20 protein-coding genes and 1 pseudogene are annotated in these 18,346 nt (G+C 65.9%); 6 read left to right on the top strand and 15 right to left on the bottom strand.

What is annotated here, in order from left to right; translation table 11 throughout:
* From AB4879_RS07170 to AB4879_RS07180, 3 genes are all read right to left on the bottom strand, one after another.
* Complete coding sequence (locus AB4879_RS07170; RefSeq protein WP_370507035.1) at nt 1-1,917, bottom strand: fumarate reductase/succinate dehydrogenase flavoprotein subunit; 1,917 nt, start codon at nt 1,915-1,917, stop codon at nt 1-3.
* 36 nt (nt 1,918-1,953) lie between these two features.
* Entirely contained in the window at nt 1,954-2,790 is an 837-nt protein-coding gene (locus AB4879_RS07175) for a hypothetical protein (RefSeq protein WP_102807775.1), read from the bottom strand.
* A 68-nt stretch (nt 2,791-2,858) separates the two neighbouring features.
* Nucleotides 2,859-3,155: a hypothetical protein gene (locus AB4879_RS07180; protein ID WP_102807774.1), complete on the bottom strand. Its 297-nt coding sequence runs from the start codon at nt 3,153-3,155 to the stop codon at nt 2,859-2,861.
* A gap of 153 nt (nt 3,156-3,308) precedes the next feature.
* Here AB4879_RS07180 and AB4879_RS07185 point away from each other — a divergent pair, with 153 nt between their 5' ends.
* On the top strand, nt 3,309-4,070 hold the full coding sequence (locus AB4879_RS07185) for an isocitrate lyase/phosphoenolpyruvate mutase family protein (protein WP_370507036.1): 762 nt from the start codon (nt 3,309-3,311) through the stop codon (nt 4,068-4,070).
* A 76-nt stretch (nt 4,071-4,146) separates the two neighbouring features.
* On the opposite strand, the gene AB4879_RS07190 is transcribed toward AB4879_RS07185, so the two are convergent.
* The 12 genes from AB4879_RS07190 to AB4879_RS07245 form a co-directional block, all read right to left on the bottom strand.
* Nucleotides 4,147-7,050, bottom strand: a complete 2,904-nt coding sequence (locus AB4879_RS07190) for an RND family transporter (RefSeq protein WP_370507037.1) — start codon at nt 7,048-7,050, stop codon at nt 4,147-4,149.
* Nucleotides 7,047-7,487 carry an MmpS family transport accessory protein gene (locus AB4879_RS07195; protein WP_102804990.1) on the bottom strand — a complete coding sequence of 147 codons (441 nt, stop codon included), beginning with the start codon at nt 7,485-7,487 and terminating at the stop codon, nt 7,047-7,049. The genes AB4879_RS07190 and AB4879_RS07195 overlap by 4 nt, the downstream gene beginning before the upstream one ends.
* A 14-nt stretch (nt 7,488-7,501) precedes the next feature.
* A complete protein-coding gene (locus AB4879_RS07200; RefSeq protein ID WP_370507038.1) occupies nt 7,502-8,017 on the bottom strand; it encodes a MarR family winged helix-turn-helix transcriptional regulator in 516 nt (171 codons plus the stop codon).
* Between the two features lie 173 nt (nt 8,018-8,190).
* A complete protein-coding gene (locus AB4879_RS07205; RefSeq protein WP_370507039.1) occupies nt 8,191-8,742 on the bottom strand; it encodes a GNAT family N-acetyltransferase in 552 nt (183 codons plus the stop codon).
* Between the two features lie 10 nt (nt 8,743-8,752).
* Entirely contained in the window at nt 8,753-9,646 is an 894-nt protein-coding gene (locus AB4879_RS07210; protein WP_370507040.1) for a 5-oxoprolinase/urea amidolyase family protein, read from the bottom strand.
* Nucleotides 9,643-10,284 (bottom strand): allophanate hydrolase subunit 1, encoded by a 642-nt coding sequence (locus AB4879_RS07215; protein WP_370507041.1) that lies wholly within the window; start codon nt 10,282-10,284, stop codon nt 9,643-9,645. Before AB4879_RS07215 ends, AB4879_RS07210 begins: the two co-directional genes overlap by 4 nt.
* A 24-nt stretch (nt 10,285-10,308) precedes the next feature.
* Entirely contained in the window at nt 10,309-11,025 is a 717-nt protein-coding gene (locus AB4879_RS07220) for a queuosine precursor transporter (RefSeq protein WP_370507042.1), read from the bottom strand.
* A gap of 23 nt (nt 11,026-11,048) precedes the next feature.
* A complete protein-coding gene (locus AB4879_RS07225; RefSeq protein ID WP_102804995.1) occupies nt 11,049-12,023 on the bottom strand; it encodes an ABC transporter substrate-binding protein in 975 nt (324 codons plus the stop codon).
* A 9-nt stretch (nt 12,024-12,032) separates the two neighbouring features.
* Entirely contained in the window at nt 12,033-12,632 is a 600-nt protein-coding gene (locus AB4879_RS07230; RefSeq protein ID WP_102804996.1) for a LysE/ArgO family amino acid transporter, read from the bottom strand.
* Between the two features lie 83 nt (nt 12,633-12,715).
* Nucleotides 12,716-12,931, bottom strand: a complete 216-nt coding sequence (locus AB4879_RS07235; RefSeq protein ID WP_142391297.1) for a hypothetical protein — start codon at nt 12,929-12,931, stop codon at nt 12,716-12,718.
* A 100-nt stretch (nt 12,932-13,031) separates the two neighbouring features.
* Entirely contained in the window at nt 13,032-13,835 is an 804-nt protein-coding gene (locus AB4879_RS07240; protein WP_370507043.1) for a siderophore-interacting protein, read from the bottom strand.
* Nucleotides 13,835-14,443, bottom strand: coding sequence for a TetR/AcrR family transcriptional regulator (locus AB4879_RS07245; protein ID WP_370507044.1), 609 nt, complete (start codon nt 14,441-14,443; stop codon nt 13,835-13,837). Before AB4879_RS07245 ends, AB4879_RS07240 begins: the two co-directional genes overlap by 1 nt.
* A gap of 86 nt (nt 14,444-14,529) precedes the next feature.
* Here AB4879_RS07245 and AB4879_RS07250 point away from each other — a divergent pair, with 86 nt between their 5' ends.
* The 5 genes and pseudogenes from AB4879_RS07250 to AB4879_RS07270 form a co-directional block, all read left to right on the top strand.
* Nucleotides 14,530-15,780 (top strand): cytochrome P450, encoded by a 1,251-nt coding sequence (locus tag AB4879_RS07250; RefSeq protein WP_370507045.1) that lies wholly within the window; start codon nt 14,530-14,532, stop codon nt 15,778-15,780.
* Nucleotides 15,781-15,851: 71 nt separating this feature from the next.
* Entirely contained in the window at nt 15,852-16,124 is a 273-nt protein-coding gene (locus AB4879_RS07255; protein WP_370507046.1) for a hypothetical protein, read from the top strand.
* Nucleotides 16,121-17,020 (top strand): LysR family transcriptional regulator ArgP, encoded by a 900-nt coding sequence (locus AB4879_RS07260; RefSeq protein WP_370507123.1) that lies wholly within the window; start codon nt 16,121-16,123, stop codon nt 17,018-17,020. Before AB4879_RS07255 ends, AB4879_RS07260 begins: the two co-directional genes overlap by 4 nt.
* A 63-nt stretch (nt 17,021-17,083) precedes the next feature.
* A complete protein-coding gene (locus AB4879_RS07265; RefSeq protein ID WP_370507047.1) occupies nt 17,084-17,353 on the top strand; it encodes a hypothetical protein in 270 nt (89 codons plus the stop codon).
* 188 nt (nt 17,354-17,541) lie between these two features.
* Nucleotides 17,542-18,291: pseudogene (locus AB4879_RS07270) on the top strand (L,D-transpeptidase); the annotation flags it as partial.
* Between the last annotated feature and the right edge of the window lie 55 nt (nt 18,292-18,346).

Raw genomic sequence — 18,346 nt, forward strand, 5'->3', positions numbered from 1 at the left:
TCAGCCCTTCCGGTCAGGGTGCTCGGCCAATTGATCTTCGGTGTAGTACTTCTCGAGTTCGCTCAGCTCGAACGTCGCCAGCAGATCGGGCCGCATCACGGGCTGCTGTTCAGGCGTCACCGTCACGTCGGGCACGACCGCGTCCGCTTCGCCCGGCGCGACCCGGCACACCAGCAGCTTGTTCCGCCAGTGCGAGTCCATCTTCGGGAAGTCGTCGCGGGTGTGTCCGCCACGGCTTTCCGTGCGCGCCAGCGCCGCCTTGGCCACGCACTCGCTGACCAGCAGCATGTTGCGCATGTCGATCGCCAGGTGCCAGCCCGGGTTGAAGATCCGGCCGCCCTCGACGACGACGTTCGCGTAGCGGGCCTTGAGCTCGTCGATCTTGCCCAGCGCCTCTTCGAGTTCACCCTCCTTGCGGATGATGCCCGCCAGGTCGTTCATCGACTGCTGCAGCTCGGCATGCAGGGTGTAGGGGTTCTCCGGGTTGTCCTTCGGCTCGAACGGCGCGAGCGCCAGCGTGGCGGCCGCGTCGACCGCCGCGTCCGACACCGCGGGACGTTCCGAGAGTGCCCGCACGTAGTCGGACGCACCGAGCCCGGCACGCCGGCCGAACACCAGAAGATCGGACAGCGAGTTGCCGCCCAGTCGGTTCGAGCCGTGCATACCGCCCGAGCACTCGCCCGCGGCGAACAGGCCCGGCGTCGCGCCGGCGCCGGTGTCGGGATCGACCTCGATGCCGCCCATCACGTAGTGACAGGTCGGACCGACTTCCATCATGTCCTTGGTGATGTCGACCTCGGCCAGCTCGATGAACTGGTGGTACATCGACGGCAGCCGGCGCTTGATCTCCTCGGCGGGCATGCGGGAGGCGATGTCGAGGTAGACGCCGCCGTGCGGGGTTCCGCGGCCGGCTTTGACCTCGTCGTTGATGGCACGGGCAACCTCGTCGCGAGGCAGCAGGTCAGGGGTGCGGCGTGCCGAGTCGTTGTCCTTGAGCCACTGATCGGCTTCTTCCTCGGATTCGGCGTACTGCCCCTTGAACACGTCGGGGATGTAGTCGAACATGAACCGCTTGCCTTCGGAGTTCTTCAGAACACCGCCGTCACCGCGGACACCCTCGGTGACCAGGATGCCCTTCACCGACAGCGGCCAGACCATGCCGGTCGGGTGGAACTGGATGAACTCCATGTTGATCAGGCCGGTACCCGCGCGCAGGGCAAGCGCGTGCCCGTCGCCGGTGTACTCCCACGAGTTCGACGACACTTTGAACGACTTACCGATGCCGCCGGTGGCGAGCACCACGGCGGGCGTCTCGAACAGGATGAACTTGCCGGTCTCGCGCCAGTAGCCGAAGGCGCCGGCGATCTTGTCGCCATCCTTGATCAGATCGGTGATCGAGCACTCGTGGAAGACCTTGATCCGGGCCTCGTAGTCGCCGAGTTCCTTCTTGTCGTCCTGCTGCAACGAGACGATCTTCTGCTGCAGGGTCCGGATGATCTCCAGACCGGTGCGGTCACCGACGTGCGCCAGGCGCGGGTAGGTGTGGCCACCGAAGTTGCGCTGGCTGATCTTGCCGTCTTTGGTGCGGTCGAACAGTGCGCCGTAGGTCTCGAGCTCCCAGACCCGGTCGGGGGCTTCCTGCGCGTGCAGTTCGGCCATCCGCCAGTTGTTCAGGAACTTGCCGCCGCGCATGGTGTCACCGAAGTGCACCTGCCAGCTGTCCTTGGTGTTGACGTTGCGCATCGCCGCCGCGCAGCCACCCTCGGCCATGACGGTGTGCGCCTTGCCGAACAGTGACTTCGTCACCACGGCGACTTTGAGACCGCGTTCCCGGGCCTCGATCACTGCTCGTAGGCCTGCGCCGCCGGCACCGATCACGACCACGTCGTAGGAATGCCGTTCGACTTCCACCGTCATTTGACCTCGCTCAAGCTATGGGTTTGAAAGTTCTTCTCAGCCAACAAATCTCAGGTCAGAGATGGTGCCGCTGGCCACCAGCATGACGTAGAAATCGGTGAACATCAGGGTGCCGAGCGTGATCCAGGCGTACAGCTTGTGCCGGGTGTTCAGCTTGCTGACCTGGGTCCAGATCCAGTACCGGACCGGATGCTTGGAGAAGTGCTTGAGCCGTCCGCCGGTCACGTGCCGGCAGGAGTGGCAGGAGATCGTGTAGACCCACAGCATCACCACGTTGCCGACGAGGATGATGTTGCCCAGGCCGAATCCGAAGCCACCGGGGCCGGTTTCGGAGTGGAACGCCACGATCGCGTCGTAGGTGTTGATCAGCGAGATGATGCCGGCGATGTAGAAGAAGTACCGGTGGGTGTTCTGGATGATCAGCGGAAAGCGGGTCTCGCCAGTGTATTTCGCGTGCGGCTCGGCCACGGCACACGCCGTCGGGGACTGCCACACCGAGCGGTAGTAGGCGCCGCGGTAGTAGTAGCAGGTCAACCGGAACAGCAGCAGGAACGGCAGTGACAGGAAGGCGTACGGCAGCAACGACAGCAGTCCGGTCGTCGGCAGGATCTGCGGCCAGAAGTCGCTCGCCTCACCGCATGCCTTGCTCAGGCACGGCGAATAGAACGGCGTCAGGTAGTGGTACTGCGGGACGAAGAAGTGGTCCCGCTGGAACGCGCGCACCGTCGCGTAGATGACGAAGGCCGCGAATCCGAGGTCGGTCCAGATCGGCGCTTTCAGCCAGTTGTCGGTCCGCAGCGTGCGTTGCGGTATCTGGGCACGGCCGGGTGAGAAGACGCCGGTCTTCGGGCGGTTAGCCGCAGGTGCGCTCATCTACTGTGATCCCCTTCGCATGAACTCATCGGAGGGTACCCAGATCACGGCACCCGGTTAAATTCGGGTCAGCGGCGGTTGTGGCCGCCCACGCCCTCGTCGTCGACGTCGCGCCAGAAGGCGGAGTCGTAAGGGGTGTCGGGGATCCCGATCTTCTCGGTTGACGACACGGCCGTTTGCTGGGTTAGGGCAAGCTCATTGGCGTCGATATCAAGAAGTTCCACGTCATTGAGGATGCGCTCGGCATCGTTGACGATTCGGCGCATTGCCGGACTGTCGGCGTAACGGCTCTGCAACGAGCTCACGCAGCGCCGCAATCCACCGATCAGATGGTGAAGTTCGGCCAATTCTGTGGTGGTGGACAAGGGGACCTCCCTGGGCTGAAGGTGTTATGGATCACAGTACGACACCCGATGCTAGCCACATTCGGATCCCAACGTGAGACAGGTCACGTCGGGAATGGCGTTGCGGCAGTCGTGTTGGACAGCCCAGGATCACGCCGACAGATAGGGGACCCGATGTCCGGTACGAGCAGTCTTGCCAAGCACGCCGACGCACTGCTGGCGTTGCATCAGCCGGGCAATCCGGTGGTGTTGCCGACGGTGTGGGATGCCTGGTCGGCGAACCTGGCGGTGGCGGCCGGGTTCGCGGCGCTGACCGTCGGCAGCCATCCGATGGCCGATTCCGTCGGCAAGCCCGACGGCGAGGGGATGAGTTTCGACGACGTCGTCGCCCGCGTCACCCAGATCACCTCGGCGGTGGATGTGCCGGTCTCGGTGGACATCGAGTCCGGCTACGCACAGCCTGCCGAGCGCCTCATCGATGGGCTGCTGAGCGCCGGCGCGGTGGGCCTCAATATCGAGGACACCGTGCACAGTGAGGGCAAGCGACTGCGATCCTCAGCCGAGCATGCCGAACTGGTGGGCGCGCTGCGTGCCGCCGCCGACAGCGCCGGGGTGCACGTGGTGGTCAACGCCCGCACCGACCTGTTCCTGCGCAACGACGGCGACGACGCCGACCGGGTGGACCGGGCGATCGCCCGGCTGACCGAGGCGGCGGCCGCCGGTGCCGACGTGCTGTACCCGGTGGGCCGTCACGAATCGGAGACGTTGCGCCGCTTGGCAACTGAGCTGCCGCTACCGATCAACGCGATCGCGCTGCCGGAGTCCGACGACCCGGCGTCGTTCGGGCCGCTGGGGGTGGGGCGGATCAGCTTCGGGCCGTTCTGGCAGCGGGCGCTGAGCGTGCGGGCCAACGAGATCCTGGACCGCTGGCGCTAGCAGTTCCACCGAGCGTGGGGGTTGTCGTGGAGAATCCGCGAAAACTCGACGACAACCCGCACGCTCGGCGAGGTTCCTAGGCCTGCGCCGGCATCGCCGCCGTGTCCGCGTCGTCGCTGGGTCGTTTGCGCGGCTGCGGGGGCAGGAAGTGGTGGTCGCCTCGGGGGTAGACCACCTGCGGCCACCAGAACCACCGGCCCAGCATCGTCGCGATCGACGGCATCAGCAGTGACCGCACGATGAAGGTGTCGATCAGCAGGCCGATCGCGATCGTCGACCCCATCTGGGCCAGCACCACCAGCTTGCTGAACATCATGCCGGCCATGGTGGCGGCGAACACCAGACCGGCCGACGTCACGACGCTGCCGGTGCCGGCCATCGATCGGATGATGCCGGTCTTCAACCCGGCGTGGATCTCATCCTTGAACCGCGAGACCAGCAGCAGGTTGTAGTCCGACCCCACCGCCAGCAGGATGATGACGGACATCAGCATGACCAGCCACTGCACTTGGATCCCGAACAGGTCCTGCCAGAGCAGCACCGAGATACCGAACGACGCGGCGATCGAGCTGCCTGCCGTTCCCACGATCACCAGTGCGGCGACCACACTGCGGGTCAGGATCAGCATGATCATGAAGATCAGCGTCAGCGACGACACCACCGCGATCAGCAGGTCGTAGCGCGCGCCGTCGGACATGTCCTTATAGGTCGCCGCCACGCCACCGAGATAGATCTTGGCGTTCGACAGCGAGGACATCTTCAGCGCCTCTTGGGCGGCCTTGCGTTCGGAGTTGACGCGGGCGATGCCGTCCACTGTCGCGGGGTCACCCTCGTGGGTGATGAACATGCGGGTCGACTTGCCATCCGGCGAGAAGAACATCTTCAGGCCGCGCTCGAAGTCGGGATTCTGGAAGGCTTCCGGCGGCAGGAAGAACAGGTCGTCGTTCTTGGCCTGGTCGAAACTCTCACCCATCGCCAGGGCGGTGTCGTTGGACGCCTGCATCTGGTCCAGCAGGGCCTTCTGCGAGTTGTATGACGCCAGTGCCAGATCGCGGCTGACCTTCATCGACGCGATCGTCTGGGGGAGCAGGGCGGTCAGCTGTGGCGCGATCGCGGCCAGCTGATCGGTATTGCCCTGCACGCCTTGGGTTTTGTCGGTCACCTCGTCGATCCCGTCGAGGGAGTCGAACAGTGACCGGGCCGCGGCGCACAGCGGGATGTCGTAGCAGTGCGGTTCCCAGTAGAAGTAATTGCGCATCGGCCGGAACTGGTCGTCGAAGTTCGCGATGTTGTCCCGCAATTGCTTGGTGGTCTCCAGCAGATCCTGGGAGCGGGCCGCGGAGTCCTGAGTGAGCTGCGTCTGCTTCAGGGACAGCTGATATTGCTTCTCCAGGATGTCGATCGAGACGTTCATCGAGTCAACCGTTTTCAGCTGGTTGTCCAACTGATCGCGCTGGAACGGCAGGTTCATGTTGCTCGTCTGGCCCTGGATGCTCGTCTGGAAGGGGATCGAGCTGTGCTGGATCGGGATGCCCAGCGGCCGGGTGATGCTCTGCACCATCGCGATGCCCTCGGTGTGCATCACATTGCTGGCGATCTTGTTCAGTACCAGCATGTCCGCGGAATTGCGCATGTCATGGTCGGCTTCGACCATGAGGATGTCCGGATTCATCCGGGCTTCGGTGAAGTGTCGATTGGCCGCGGCAAAGCCTTGATTGGCCGGGGCGTCCGCAGGGAGGTAGTGCTGGTCGTTATAGGCCGGCTTGTATCCCGGTATGGCCACGATGCCGATCAGCACCACGAACAGGCTCGCCACGAAAATCGGTGCGGGCCAACGCACCACCGCGGTGCCGACGCGCCGCCAGAATCTGCTGTGGGCGGGCCGCTTCGACTCGTACAGCCCGACGCGGCTGCCCAGGTAGAGCACGGCCGGCCCGAGGGTGACCGCGATCGCGACGATCACGAGCATGCCGATCGCGACGGGCGCGCCCATGGTGGTGAAGTACGGCAGGCGCGCGAACGACAGGCAGTACGTCGCGCCGGCGATCGTCAGTCCCGAGCCCACGATGACGGGCGCGACGGATCTGAACGTGGCGTAGTAGGAGTCGTCGCGGTCCAATCCCAGGGCGCGGTCTTCGCGATATCGGCCGAAGATGAAGATGCCGTAGTCGGTGGCGGCCGCGATCGCCAGCATTGTGAGGATGTTGCCGGCGAAGGTGGTCAGCCCGAACGCGCCGTGCAGAGCCAGGAGTGACACCACGCCGCGGGCGGTCAACAGTCCCAGGAACGTCAGGAACAGCTGGATCAGCGTGGTTCGGATCGATCGGTAGACGATCAGCAGCATGCCCGCGATGGCGGCCAGGGTGATCAGGGTGATCATCGCGAGGCTGGCGTTGCCGATGACGTGCAGGTCGTCGGTGAGCGCTGCCGGTCCGGCGACGTACGCCTGGACGCCGGGCGGTGCCGGGGTCTCCTTGATGACCTTGCGAACCTCGTCCACGCCTTCGTTGGCCAGCGTCTGGCCCTGCTCGCCGGCGAGGTTGATCATCACGTAAGACGCTTTGCCATCGGCACTTTGGGCGCCGGCTGCCGTGAGCGTGTCACTCCAGAAGTCCTGGATGTGCTGGATGTGCTCGGGGTCTTGTTCCAGCTTGCGGATGATCTCGTCGTAGTACTGGTGGGCGTCCGGGCCGAGGGGCTTCTGGCCCTCGATGACGACCATGATCGTGCTGTTGGAGTTGAACTCTTTGAAGTTGGCCCCCATCAACTTCATCGCCTTCATCGACGGGGCGTCTTCGGGTGCCATGGGCGCCGAGTGCATCTCGCCGACGACTTCGAGCTGGGGCGCGACGACGTTGACCAGGACAGCCATCGCGATCCAGAACAGGATGATCGGCAGTGCGAGGATGCGCAGTAGGTGCGGGACGACCGGCCGCTTCGGCGCGCTGGCGGGTTCGGGCGCGGTGACGGTGTGGGTCATGCCGACTTCACCAGGCAGTAGGTCTGGGCGTTGACGCCATCGGCCGATTGCTCTTCACGGACGGTTCCGTTCACGGTGACGCGGCATCCAATCTGATCTCCGTCGGTCCGCGCCATGAGGCTGGCGCTGACAGCGGGCAATGTTGTCGACAGGGTGATCGACCAGGGCAGCGGGACGGTGATGGTATGCACCTTGGCTTCCGGGTCGAAATAACTGATCTGGGCGTTGGTTCCGGGCGCGCCGTAGACGTCGTAGACCATGACCTTGGGGTTGAACTGGACGATCTCGATGCCCGAGCCCGCTCCGGCATTCAGGTCCTGAGAGGCGAACATCTTGTGCAGTCGTGAGACGACCAGGCCCGAAACGGACAGCACCACTATGAGTACCAACGGAATCCAGATGCGTTTGAACACGCGGCCGACCGGAATAGCTTTCACCCGAACACCTTCCGTCACCTGCCCGGCCGCGGCGCGGCCGGCCCTTCGTCTGCATGCTCTGAAGCGCCGTCTGTCCCGCAGTCGGCATTGGCGACGAGCCGGCCGATCAGCGGCAATGCCACTCGCGCCGAGAGCCACAGCGCCGACTGCTCTTCGGCCGTCAGTGTCGTCATCAACGCCGCCAGCCGTTCCCGGCGTAGACGCTTGCGATCATCGAGCAACGCCTGGCCCTCGGTGGTGATTCCGATCAGGCAGGCCCGGCCGTCGTCGGGGTCGGGCAGCCGGGTCACCAGCCCGGCGCGTTCCAGCCGCTGGACCAATTGGGTCATCGACGGCTGGCTGACGCCTTCCTTGCCGGCCAGCGTGGTCAACCGGACCGGGCCCTCGCGGTACACCCGGTTCATCGTGAACGCGGCGGAGGCGCTGAGATCGGCGCGGTCGCTGAGGAACCGGATGGTCAAGTCCATCGCCTGGTCGAGGGCGTCGCCTACGCACTCGCTGACCTCGGGATCGGTCAGCTGTTTTGCCACCGGGTATCTATATCACGAAGGCTATATAGCGGCAATCGGAGCCCGCCCGTACCGCGAGGACACCAGGCCCTCAACCTCGTCGACGCTGTCCAGAGCGCTTCCCTGTTGGTTGGGCGGTGAGCTGCCGAAGGCAAGGATGGCGAGTTGTATGCGGTTGCTTATCTATCGGGCGCTCACCAGACGTCGCCGGGACGCCAGTCGCACGCCAGTTCCGCCGTGGCATCGACCTCGACATCGACCGGCAGGACGAAGATCGAACCGTCGTCATCCGGTGTGCGGGTCGGGCCACCCGGCGCCAACGTCGATGTCGGCCCCTGCCAGTGCAGCCACCCGCGGGGCCGGTAAATCGTCTCGCCGAGCGGAGTCGAACTCAGGGCGCCGATTTGATAGGCGCCACGGATCACCTGCTCGACCGCGTCGAGCACGGCGTGGGCCAGCCCCTGCCCCCGCCAGTCGTCGCGCACCGCGACGGCTTCGACATAGCCACAGCGCAATGCCGTCCCGCGGTAGAGGAGTCGGCGCTGAACGACGGCCGCGTGGGCGATCAGCGCGCCGCGGTGGGTGACGATCGCATGCATCCCGCCCAGCGCGTGTTCCCAGTCCGAGTCGGTGAATTCAGCCGGGCCGCCGAACGCATCGGTGAGCATCTGACGGGCGCTCAGGCGGGTCTCGGCATCCAGATCGCTGGTGTGGATCAGCCGGGCGGTGTGGACCTGCGCGTGCACACCCTCAGCTCTACCAGTCCGGGGAGCCGTCCGCTGGGATACGGGGTGTGGTCCAGCGCAGTCGCACGGATTGGCCGGGCCGGATCTGTGCCACCGTGTCGGTATCGGCGTCGGTGACCACGCCGATGACGGGGTAGCCGCCGGTCACCGGGTGATCGGGCCCCAGGATTACCGGCTGGCCGTTGGGCGGCACCTGAATTGCGCCACGGATGGCTCCTTCGCTGGGCAGCTGGCGGTCGGGCCATCGGTATGTCAGAGGGCGCCCGCTCAGCCGCATGCCGACTCGGTCGCTTCGGTCGGTGGCAACCCAGTCGGTATGGACCAGTGCGTCCGGCATGACGAACCAGTCGTCGCGCGGTCCCGGCACGACGCGCAGCTCGATTCGGCCGGCGGCGATCGCGGCCACCGGCGCCTGGTCGAGTTCGGGGTACCGCTCGCTCGGGGTGCCCACCGGAAGTACGTCGCCCGCGCGCAGTGGTCGGGGCCCGATCCCCGACATCGTGTCGTAACTGCGCGAACCCAGCGCCGGTTCGACGTCGATCCCGCCGCGCACCGCGAGGTAACTACGCAGGCCGGCGTGCGGCACGCCGAGAGAGACCACTTCGCCGGCGCGGACGCGATGAACACTGTTGGTGCCGAAAGGAATTCCACCTACCGCGGGACCGGCGTCGGCGCCTGTCACAGCGATGTCGACGTCGCCGCCCTGTACCCGCGCGGTGAATCCACCCAGGGTGATCTCCACCGTGGCCCGGTCGTCGGGGTTGGCCACCAGCCGGTTGGCCAACCGGTGTGCGCCACGGTCGGCCGCCCCTGAGCGGGTCACCCCGACGTGCGCCAGACCGGGCCGGCCGAGATCTTCCAGCAGCGCCAGGGGGCCGGTCCGCAGGACCTCGAGCGTGATCATGAGCGACCTGGCGTGATCGCCCGGAATCGCACCCACATGCCGGGCAGGAGCAGCGCGGGTTGTGGGCGCGCGATGTCCCACAACACCGCGTCGGTGCGTCCGATCAGCTGCCAGCCACCGGGCGAGGGCCGCGGATAGATTCCGCTGAAATCGCCCGCCAGGCCTACCGATCCGGCAGGCACCGCGGTGCGGGGATCGCTGCGCCGTGGCACGATCAGGCGGGAGTCTCCCCCGACCAGGTAGGCGAAACCCGGTGCGAATCCGCCGAATCCGACTCGCCACGGCGTCCTGGTGTGCGCCTCGACCACCTCGGCGGTTGTCATGTCGGTGTGCGTGGCGACATCGAGTAGGTCGGGTCCGTCGTAGATCACGTCGATCGTGACGTCGGCCTCGCCGCTCGGATGGTGCTCGACGTGCCCGGGATCGATGCGTAGTCGGGTGAGGCGCTGCCGCGTCGGTGCCTGGTCAGCCGGGTCGGCGAGGGTCAGCAACACGGTGCGGGCCGTCGGCACGATGTCCAGGACGCCGGGCAACCGTGCCTCGCGCAGGCTGGCGGTCAGTGCCAGCACCGCGTCGGTGGACGGGCATTCCAGCAGCAGCGCTCGGTCGCCGTAGTCGCGAATTGTGTTGGACACCACGAGGTCTGCCGCCGTTGCCGAAGATCAGACCATCAGGGTGTAGGTCGGCTCGTGACGTTTGATGTATCCGATGACCCGATACGTGATTGGCAACATGATCACTTCGACGGCGGTCTTGTAGACCCAACCCAGCGCGGTGTAGGTGACGAAGTCGCCGAAGCTGGTGATGCCGATGGCGCCGGCGGCGATGCTGCAGAAGACCAGGGTGTCGCCGAGCTGGCCGGCGAAAGTCGAGCCGACCAGCCGCGCCCACAGGTGCTTTTCCTTGGTGCGTTCTTTGATCTTGACGACGGTCCACGCGTTGATGGTCTGGCCGACGATGAAACCGGCCAAGCCGGCGATGATCAGCTGGGTGTAGGCGTGGACGACGTTCTCGAAGTGTTCCTGGTTGGTGTAGAAGTCGGCCGACGGGAGATAGATCGTCACCCAGAACGCCAGTGCCGCAAGGATGTTCATGGCAAAGCCGAGGATGATGGCCCGGCGCGCGGCTTTGAACCCGTACACCTCGGACAGCACGTCACCGATCACGTACGTCAGCGGGAAGACGATGAAACCGCCGTCGGTGATGATCGACCAGTTTCCGATGACGGGCCCGAATGCGACGCCCTTGGTGGCGGTCACATTGGAGATGATCACCAGAGCCGTGAAGACCGAGACGAAGACCGGATAGTAGCGAGAACCGACCTGCGCGAATCCGGGAGTGGGAACGTCGGCGCGCGCGGTGGCCTGGCTGCTTGTCACAGGTGCTATCCAAGCACGGCAGGTCAGGCCAGCGCGCGTGAGAGCAGCGGCGGCAATTGATCCGCCACCACCGGATAGGACAGCGGCGAGGCGAACGCGATCGCTCCGGCGAGGTCCAGGCCGGTGAACACGTTCCGAGTGGCCAGCTTGGCGATCCCGGGATCGGCGGACAGCGCCGCCTGGTCCGCGTCGCTCTCGGTGGACCAGATCAGCACGTCGGCCGAGTCGAGGGCGTCGGTGAGCTTGTCGCGTGGGATTGCCGCCCGGTGGTCGTCGACGGCATACGCGGTGATGCTGTCGGCGATCTGGAAGCCCATCGCGGTCAGGAAGTCGGTGCGCCAGCCGGGCAGCGTCGCCGCCACGGTGCCACCGGAGAAGGTGCCCGCCAGCAGCACCGCCTTTTTGTCTTTGAAACCGGGGTTGTTCTTGGCGACGTCGGCGAACTTGGCGTCGACGTCGGAGATCAGCTGCTTCATCTGCCTGCCCTGGAACACCGCGGTTCCCACCGCGGTGGCCTGGTCCTTCCACGGTTCGAAGAAGGCGTCGTCGTCGGACTGGGCGATCGTCGGCGCGATCGCCGACAGCTTCTTGTACGTGTCGGCGTCGAGCCCGGCGTTGACGGCAACGATCAGGTCGGGTTTGAGCGCCGCGATCTGGTCGACCTGAATTCCGTTGTCCAGGTTGAGGACAACGGGCTGGGCTGACCCGAGCTTGGCGCGGGCCCACGGCCACACGCCGAATGGTTGGTCACCGAACCAGTTGGTCACCGCGATGGGGACCACCCCGACCGCCAGCAGATCGTCTTGCTCGGTGAAGCCGGCGCTGACGACGCGTTTCGGCGGCGCGGAGATGGTGGTTTCGCCGAAGATGTGCTTGATGGTTACCGATGTGGGGTTGGCGTCGTCGCCGGATCTGTTCGGCGAGCACGCCGCCGCAACCAGCACTCCCGCCGCACCGGCGGCTCCCAGGAATCCACGCCTCGTCCACTGCGCGCTCACGGCGCGAGATTAACCCACCACCAGCGAGATGCCGAGTCCAATCATTGCGACGGCAATCAGACCGTCGAGGATCCGCCAGGTCAGCGGAGTGGCGAACAACCCGGCCAGCCGGCGCGCGCCGAACCCCAGGCTGAAGAACCAGACGACACTGGCGGTCACCGCGCCGATGCCGAACAACCACCGGCTGTCGGCGTGCTGATTGGCCAGCGTTCCGAGCAGCACGACGGTGTCGAGGTACACGTGCGGATTGAGAAAGGTCATGGCCAGGCACGTCAGCAGCACCGAGATCAGCCGGGTGGAGCCGTTCTGCGCCGGCGCCATGCTGGCCGATTTCATTGCTCGGCGTGCCGCCATGGCGCCGTAGCAGAACAGGAAGGCGGCCCCGCCGATCTTGGCCACCGTGACGGTGTTCGGGTGCGCGGTGATGATGGCACCGATACCCGCGATGCCGGCGGTGATGAGCAGCAAGTCGGAGACCGCGCACACACTGACGACCGCCAGGACGTGCTCACGCCGGATTCCCTGACGCAGGACGAACGCGTTCTGCGCGCCGATGGCGGCGATCAGCGTGAACGACGTCAGGAATCCGACGAGTAGCGGCGAGGTCATGCCTAGACGGTAAGAAAGGACCGCCGCAACAGTCCAGCTAAAGTTGCTTGCGGTGCTTAAGCGCCGCTAATCCGATAGCGACGTCAGCAGATGGCGGCGGCGGCGATGAGCCCGAACGAGATGAGCACGATGCTCAGCACGAACGCTGCGTGACCCATCGACAGTGCCACGACCACGCCGACGACACCGGCGACGAAGATCGCGACCATCAGGAATGCCATCAGTCCGCTGTGCGGGTTGATGGCGGCGCGGGGGAGCGGTACGACTCTCGGTCCTTGAGGACGTTCCATGCCGGTCATCCAACACCTCCGTATGTGACTTAGTTCATGATCCTAGAAATAGGTGATGCGGATCACAAGCACCGCCGGGTAACGGTTGTCGGGTGGTCGTCTGGCGCCGCTAGAGACCGATCCGCTCCAAGGCGTCGTCGAACTCCTCGGCGGCGGCCTTGTCGCTCTTACCGTCGGCGATCGCCTGCCGGTACATCGCGAGGAAGTCGTCTCCTACCAGGGCGAACCGCGCGTCCCAGTCAGCCGAGTCCTGCCGCCAGTACCCCATGACGTCGTACTGGTCGATGGTCCAGCCGCTGCGGCGCAGGTGCTTGCGGACCTCCCGCGATGCGCCCGCCTCGCCGCCGGACCAGCAGTAGCCGTCCGCCGGCAGTTCGACGCCGCGGACCAGCTGAGCGAGCCGGCGCGCCGCGACGCCGTTCCCGCTGCCCAGGCTGGGTATGAGCGTGACGCCGGCCCGGGTCGGCAGATAGTCGAGATCGTCGTTGTCGAGTACCTCGACCACGACGGTGGTGGAGACGGCCGGCGGCGCTTCGGCCATGATGCGGGCGAGCGCGGGTAGCCCGGCGAGATCGGCGACCAGCAGCTGCCACGTCGTACTTGCCGGCGGCCGGTACCACGCGCGGGCGTGGTCGAGGCCGACATGATCGCCCACGCTGACGGTCTGCGCCCACACGCTGCCGGGACCGCCGGGATGCAGCAGGATGTCCAGGTCGATGAGGTCTCCGGCCTGGCGGCGCACGGAGTAGGTGCGGCCGTTGTTCGGCGAGTCCGCGTCGAAGTACACCCCGACGGCGCAATCGGCGGCCGGCGCGACGGCCAGCGATTCGGGGGCGTCCACCCGCAGCCTGACGCGACGCAGCCGAGAATTCGGTGCGAACGTCTCGACGACGGTCGCAGACGTGAAGCTCATCAGACCGCCCCGGCCGCTCCGAGTGTGGTGGCGGTCAGCGTGGCGACGAGGGTGTCTTCGTCGGTGTCGATGTCGCCGTGTAACCAAGCGGCGATGAGCTCCGTGGCGGCGGTGACCATCGTCCTGGTCGCAAGCAAGCGGTCCACTGACGGCTTCGGCGGTCCCTCGAACGGCATTGCTTCGGCCGCGATGCGTTCGGTGAACGCACTGATCTCCCGCTGTTGGAGCTGGCGCAGTCGGGGAAATCCAGGCGACTCCATGTAGAGCCGGGCGTCGGCGGCACTGGCGACCAGCGTGTGGACCACGGTCTGCAGGACCCCGTGGGCCCGCTCGGGCTTGGGAAGGGTGGCCAGCACCACCTCCATTGCAGCCTTGAGCCTGCTGTACAGGTCTTCGGCACAGGCGTCCAGGAGATCGTCTTTCGTGCTGAATTCGGCATAGAAGTAGCGCTTGCTCAGTCGCGCTCGCTGGCACACCAGGTCGACGGTCAGCGGTGCGATGCCCGTCTCGGCGATCAGGTCGCGGGCGGCGTCGAGCAGCCGGGCTCGGCGCTCCTGCGAGCGCTGCAGTGAACTGAGCCCGCCGTAGGTGCGTCCTTCGACAACCATGACGCCATCTTGACCCATCGTGTGGGCCGCGCCATAATCCAGAACGAATTCGTTCCAGATTACTCGCATGGCGCAAGGAGTCACCGATGACGACCCGGATCATGGATGAAGCGGCGCGCGTCCTGGCCAACCCGCAGGCCTACACCGACGAGGCGGGGCTCCACAGGGCGCTCGCGCACCTGCGTGCGCATGCCCCCGTGTCGTGGGTGGACGTCGAGGGATACCGGCCGTTCTGGGCGATCACCAAGCACGCCGACATCATGGACATCGAGCGTCAGAACGACCTGTTCACCAACGACCCCCGTCCGATCCTGGTGGTGCAGGACCTCGACGACAAACTGCGCGCCGACCGGGAAGCCGGGGCGGGCCTGAGCACGCTGATCCACATCGACGACCCGCATCACCGCGACCTGCGCAAGATCGGTGCCGACTGGTTCCGGCCAAAAGCCATGCGCGCGTTGAAGGCTCGCTGCGACGAATTGGCCAAGATGTACGTCGACCAGATGGTGGAGCGCGGACCGGAGATCGATTTCGCCCAAGAGATCGCGGTCAACTTTCCGCTGTATGTCATTCTGACGCTGCTCGGTCTTCCGGAGTCGGACTTTCCCCGGATGCTCAAACTCACTCAGGAACTGTTCGGCGGTGACGACAGCGAGTTCCAACGCGCGCAGGACAAAGACGCGATGATCGCCGTGCTGCTGGACTTCTTCGGTTACTTCTCGGCACTGACCGCCTCGCGCCGGGAGCACCCCACTGAGGATCTGACGTCGGCGATCGCGAACGCCACGATCAACGGAGAACCGTTGTCCGACATGGACACCGCCTCCTACTACGTGATCGTCGCCAGCGCCGGCCACGACACCACCAGTGCCGGAATCGCCGGCGGCCTGATGGAACTCATCCGCAACCCGGGTGAGCTACAGCGGTTGCAGGACGATCCGTCCCTGATGGGCACCGCGGTCGAGGAGATGATCCGCTGCGTCGTGCCGGTCAAGGAATTCATGCGCACCGCCCAAGCCGACACCGAGGTTCGCGGCGTCCCCATCGCCAAGGGTGAATCCGTGCTGCTGTCCTACGTCTCGGCCAACCGCGACGAAGAGGTCTTCGCCGACCCGATGCGCTTCGACGTCGGGCGCGACCCCAACAAGCACCTGTCCTTCGGCTACGGCGTGCACTTCTGTCTGGGCGCAGCGCTGGCCCGCATGGAGATGAACAGCTTCTTCACCGAACTCGTCCCGCGCATCAACTCCATCGAACTCGCCGGCGATCCCGAGCTCATGGCCACCACCTTCGTCGGCGGGATCAAGCACCTGCCGATCCGATACTCCTTGAGGTGATTTCTCCGCGGTGACCCCCGCCAACGGCGATAATTGCCGGTGAGTCGGTCGCACGAGGGGAAGTACTGACGATGAAGAAGCTGGCAGCGGCGCTGTTGAGCGCCATGGCACTGGCTGTTGCGCCGGTCGCCGTCGCGCCCGGTGCGCACGCCGATGTGTGCGGAGACGTCGGAGGACGTCATGTGAACGTCGGCGGGTGCACCAACGTCGCCGGTGATGTCGCCGTGGCCGGCGCGGTGGCCTCCGACGACGACGCTGCGGCGCAGGCGGCCGCGGGGCAGCCGCCGTGCTACACGCCGCAGGGGGTCCCGTATTACACCCCAGGTTCGGATCCCTGCTACTGAGCGCCGCCGGTGAGGCTCGCCTCGACGCGGGCCAACTCGCGGCGTTCGCCGCGATAGTCGAACTCGGTAGTTTCGAGGCGGCGGCCGATCGATTGCATGTCACGCCGTCGGCGGTCAGTCAGCGCATCAAGGCTCTGGAAAAGCAGGTGGGCCAGGTGCTGGTGGTCCGCGGAAAGCCCTGTGTGGCAACGATGGCCGGCACACCGCTGCTTCGGTTGGCCGCACAGACCGCGATGTTGGAGGCCGAGGCCATCGCCGAGATGGCCGGCGGCGGCGAGGCTGCGCCGCGACCGCGGATCGCGATGGCGGTCAACGCCGACTCCATGGCGACATGGTTCGTCCGGGTGCTGTCCGAGATGCCCGATGTGCTGTTCGACATCCGCATCGAAGACCAGGACCACTCCGCGCGGTTGTTGCGGGAGGGGGTAGTCATGGGTGCGGTCACCACCGAGCGCACCCCGGTACCCGGCTGCCGGGTCCATCCGCTGGGGGTGATGCGGTACCTGCCGGTGGCCAGCGCTGAGTACGTAAAGCGGTATTTCCCAGCTGGTTTCACACTGGAGTCGGTCAAACCTGCGCCGTCCCTCGCATGGAATCGCGACGATGCACTGCAGAACATGCTGGTGCGCAAGGCATTCGGTCGGCCTGTCGAACGTCCGGTCACGTACGTGCCGACCGCGGAGGGCTTCGGTGCCGCGGTACACGCCGGCCTCGGGTGGGGCATGTATCCCGAGCAGTCGGCGGCACAGGCGCTCGCCGACGGCTCGTTCGTCCAGGTCAGCGATGTCCACCTCGATGTCCCGCTGTTCTGGCAGTGCTGGAAGCTCGACAGTCCCTTGATGGGGTCCCTGACCGCGACCGTATTGGCCGCCGCCGACGTACTGCGCCGCGGCTGACAGAAGGGTCACACTCACCGGACAACGGTTTGCCATCGTGCTGATGCGGATAATCCAGGCCGCATGAACGCGAGCCGACTTTCTCGCTCCAAGGTCGTCGCGGCATCGGTGGGTGCCAGCGCGGCCTTGGCGAGCGTCTTCCTGGTGGCAATACAGGTGGAGCGCGGTAGCGAAGGGACGGTGATGTCCGATCCCGGGACGTTCATCGCCCCGGCCACCAGCACGATGACCACCGGCGCGACCACGACTACGTCGCCGGGCCAGGCGTCGGTGTCGGCGCAGGTCGCCACGCCGCAGCTCACCACCACACCGACCTCGGCCGAGCCCGGCTAGCAGCGCAACTGGGCGGAATGGCTGTGATGCACCATGATTGATCGGTTGGGCGAGAGATCGTGGAGATGTGAATGGCTGTAGTGGGTCGCAGGGCACGAGTTCTGCTGTCGGTGGTGTTGGTTCTGGTGGCGGTTCAGGCGGGCCCTGCCGTCGTGGCGCACGCCGACGATGTCCTGCCGCCGGTGGCGTTCACCACCACCTCGAATGCGCCGCTGCACAACGGCGGCACCTACGGCATCGGCACCGTGATCGTCGCGCATTTTGACGCTCCTGTCGGTGATCGCGGTCTGGCCGAGCAGGCACTGCAGGTCGACACCTCGCCTCCAGTGGCCGGTGCGTGGCACTGGGTCGACGACCGCACCATGCACTGGCGCCCGCCGCAGTACTACGCGCCGGGCACCGTGGTGACCGTCACTCCCGGTCCGGGCGCGCCTGTCTCGTTCACCATCGGTGCCTCGCACGTGTCGATCGCCGACGACGCGACCAAGCAGGTGACGGTGTTCGACGGAGGGAAGCTCGTCCGGACCATGCCCACATCGATGGGCCGCGGGGGCACCGAGAAAGTCGGAAACACCACGTTGAGCTTCTGGACCCAGCCCGGCGTCTACACCGTTCTGGACAAGAGCAATCCGGTGGTGATGGACTCCTCCACCTACGGCCTGCCGATCAACTCGCACCTGGGCTACAAAGAGACGATCCCGTACGCGGTGCGCATCAGCACCGACGGCGTGTATCTGCACGAGCTGGACGCGACAGTCTGGGCGCAGGGCAACACCGACACCAGCCATGGTTGCCTGAACCTCAACCGCGACAACGCAATCTGGTTCTACAACTTCTCGGTGCCCGGTGACGTCGTCGAAGTGCGCAACACCGGAGGCAAGCCGCTGCAGTTGTGGCAGAACGGGGACTGGAGCGTCCCGTGGGATCAGTGGGTCTAGCCGGCGTGGGGCGGTTTCGAGTAGCGACTACTCGTGACACGCAACGTCCGTCCCA

This window comes from Mycobacterium sp. SA01 (genome assembly GCF_041287105.1).
In the GTDB taxonomy this organism is placed as follows: domain Bacteria; phylum Actinomycetota; class Actinomycetes; order Mycobacteriales; family Mycobacteriaceae; genus Mycobacterium.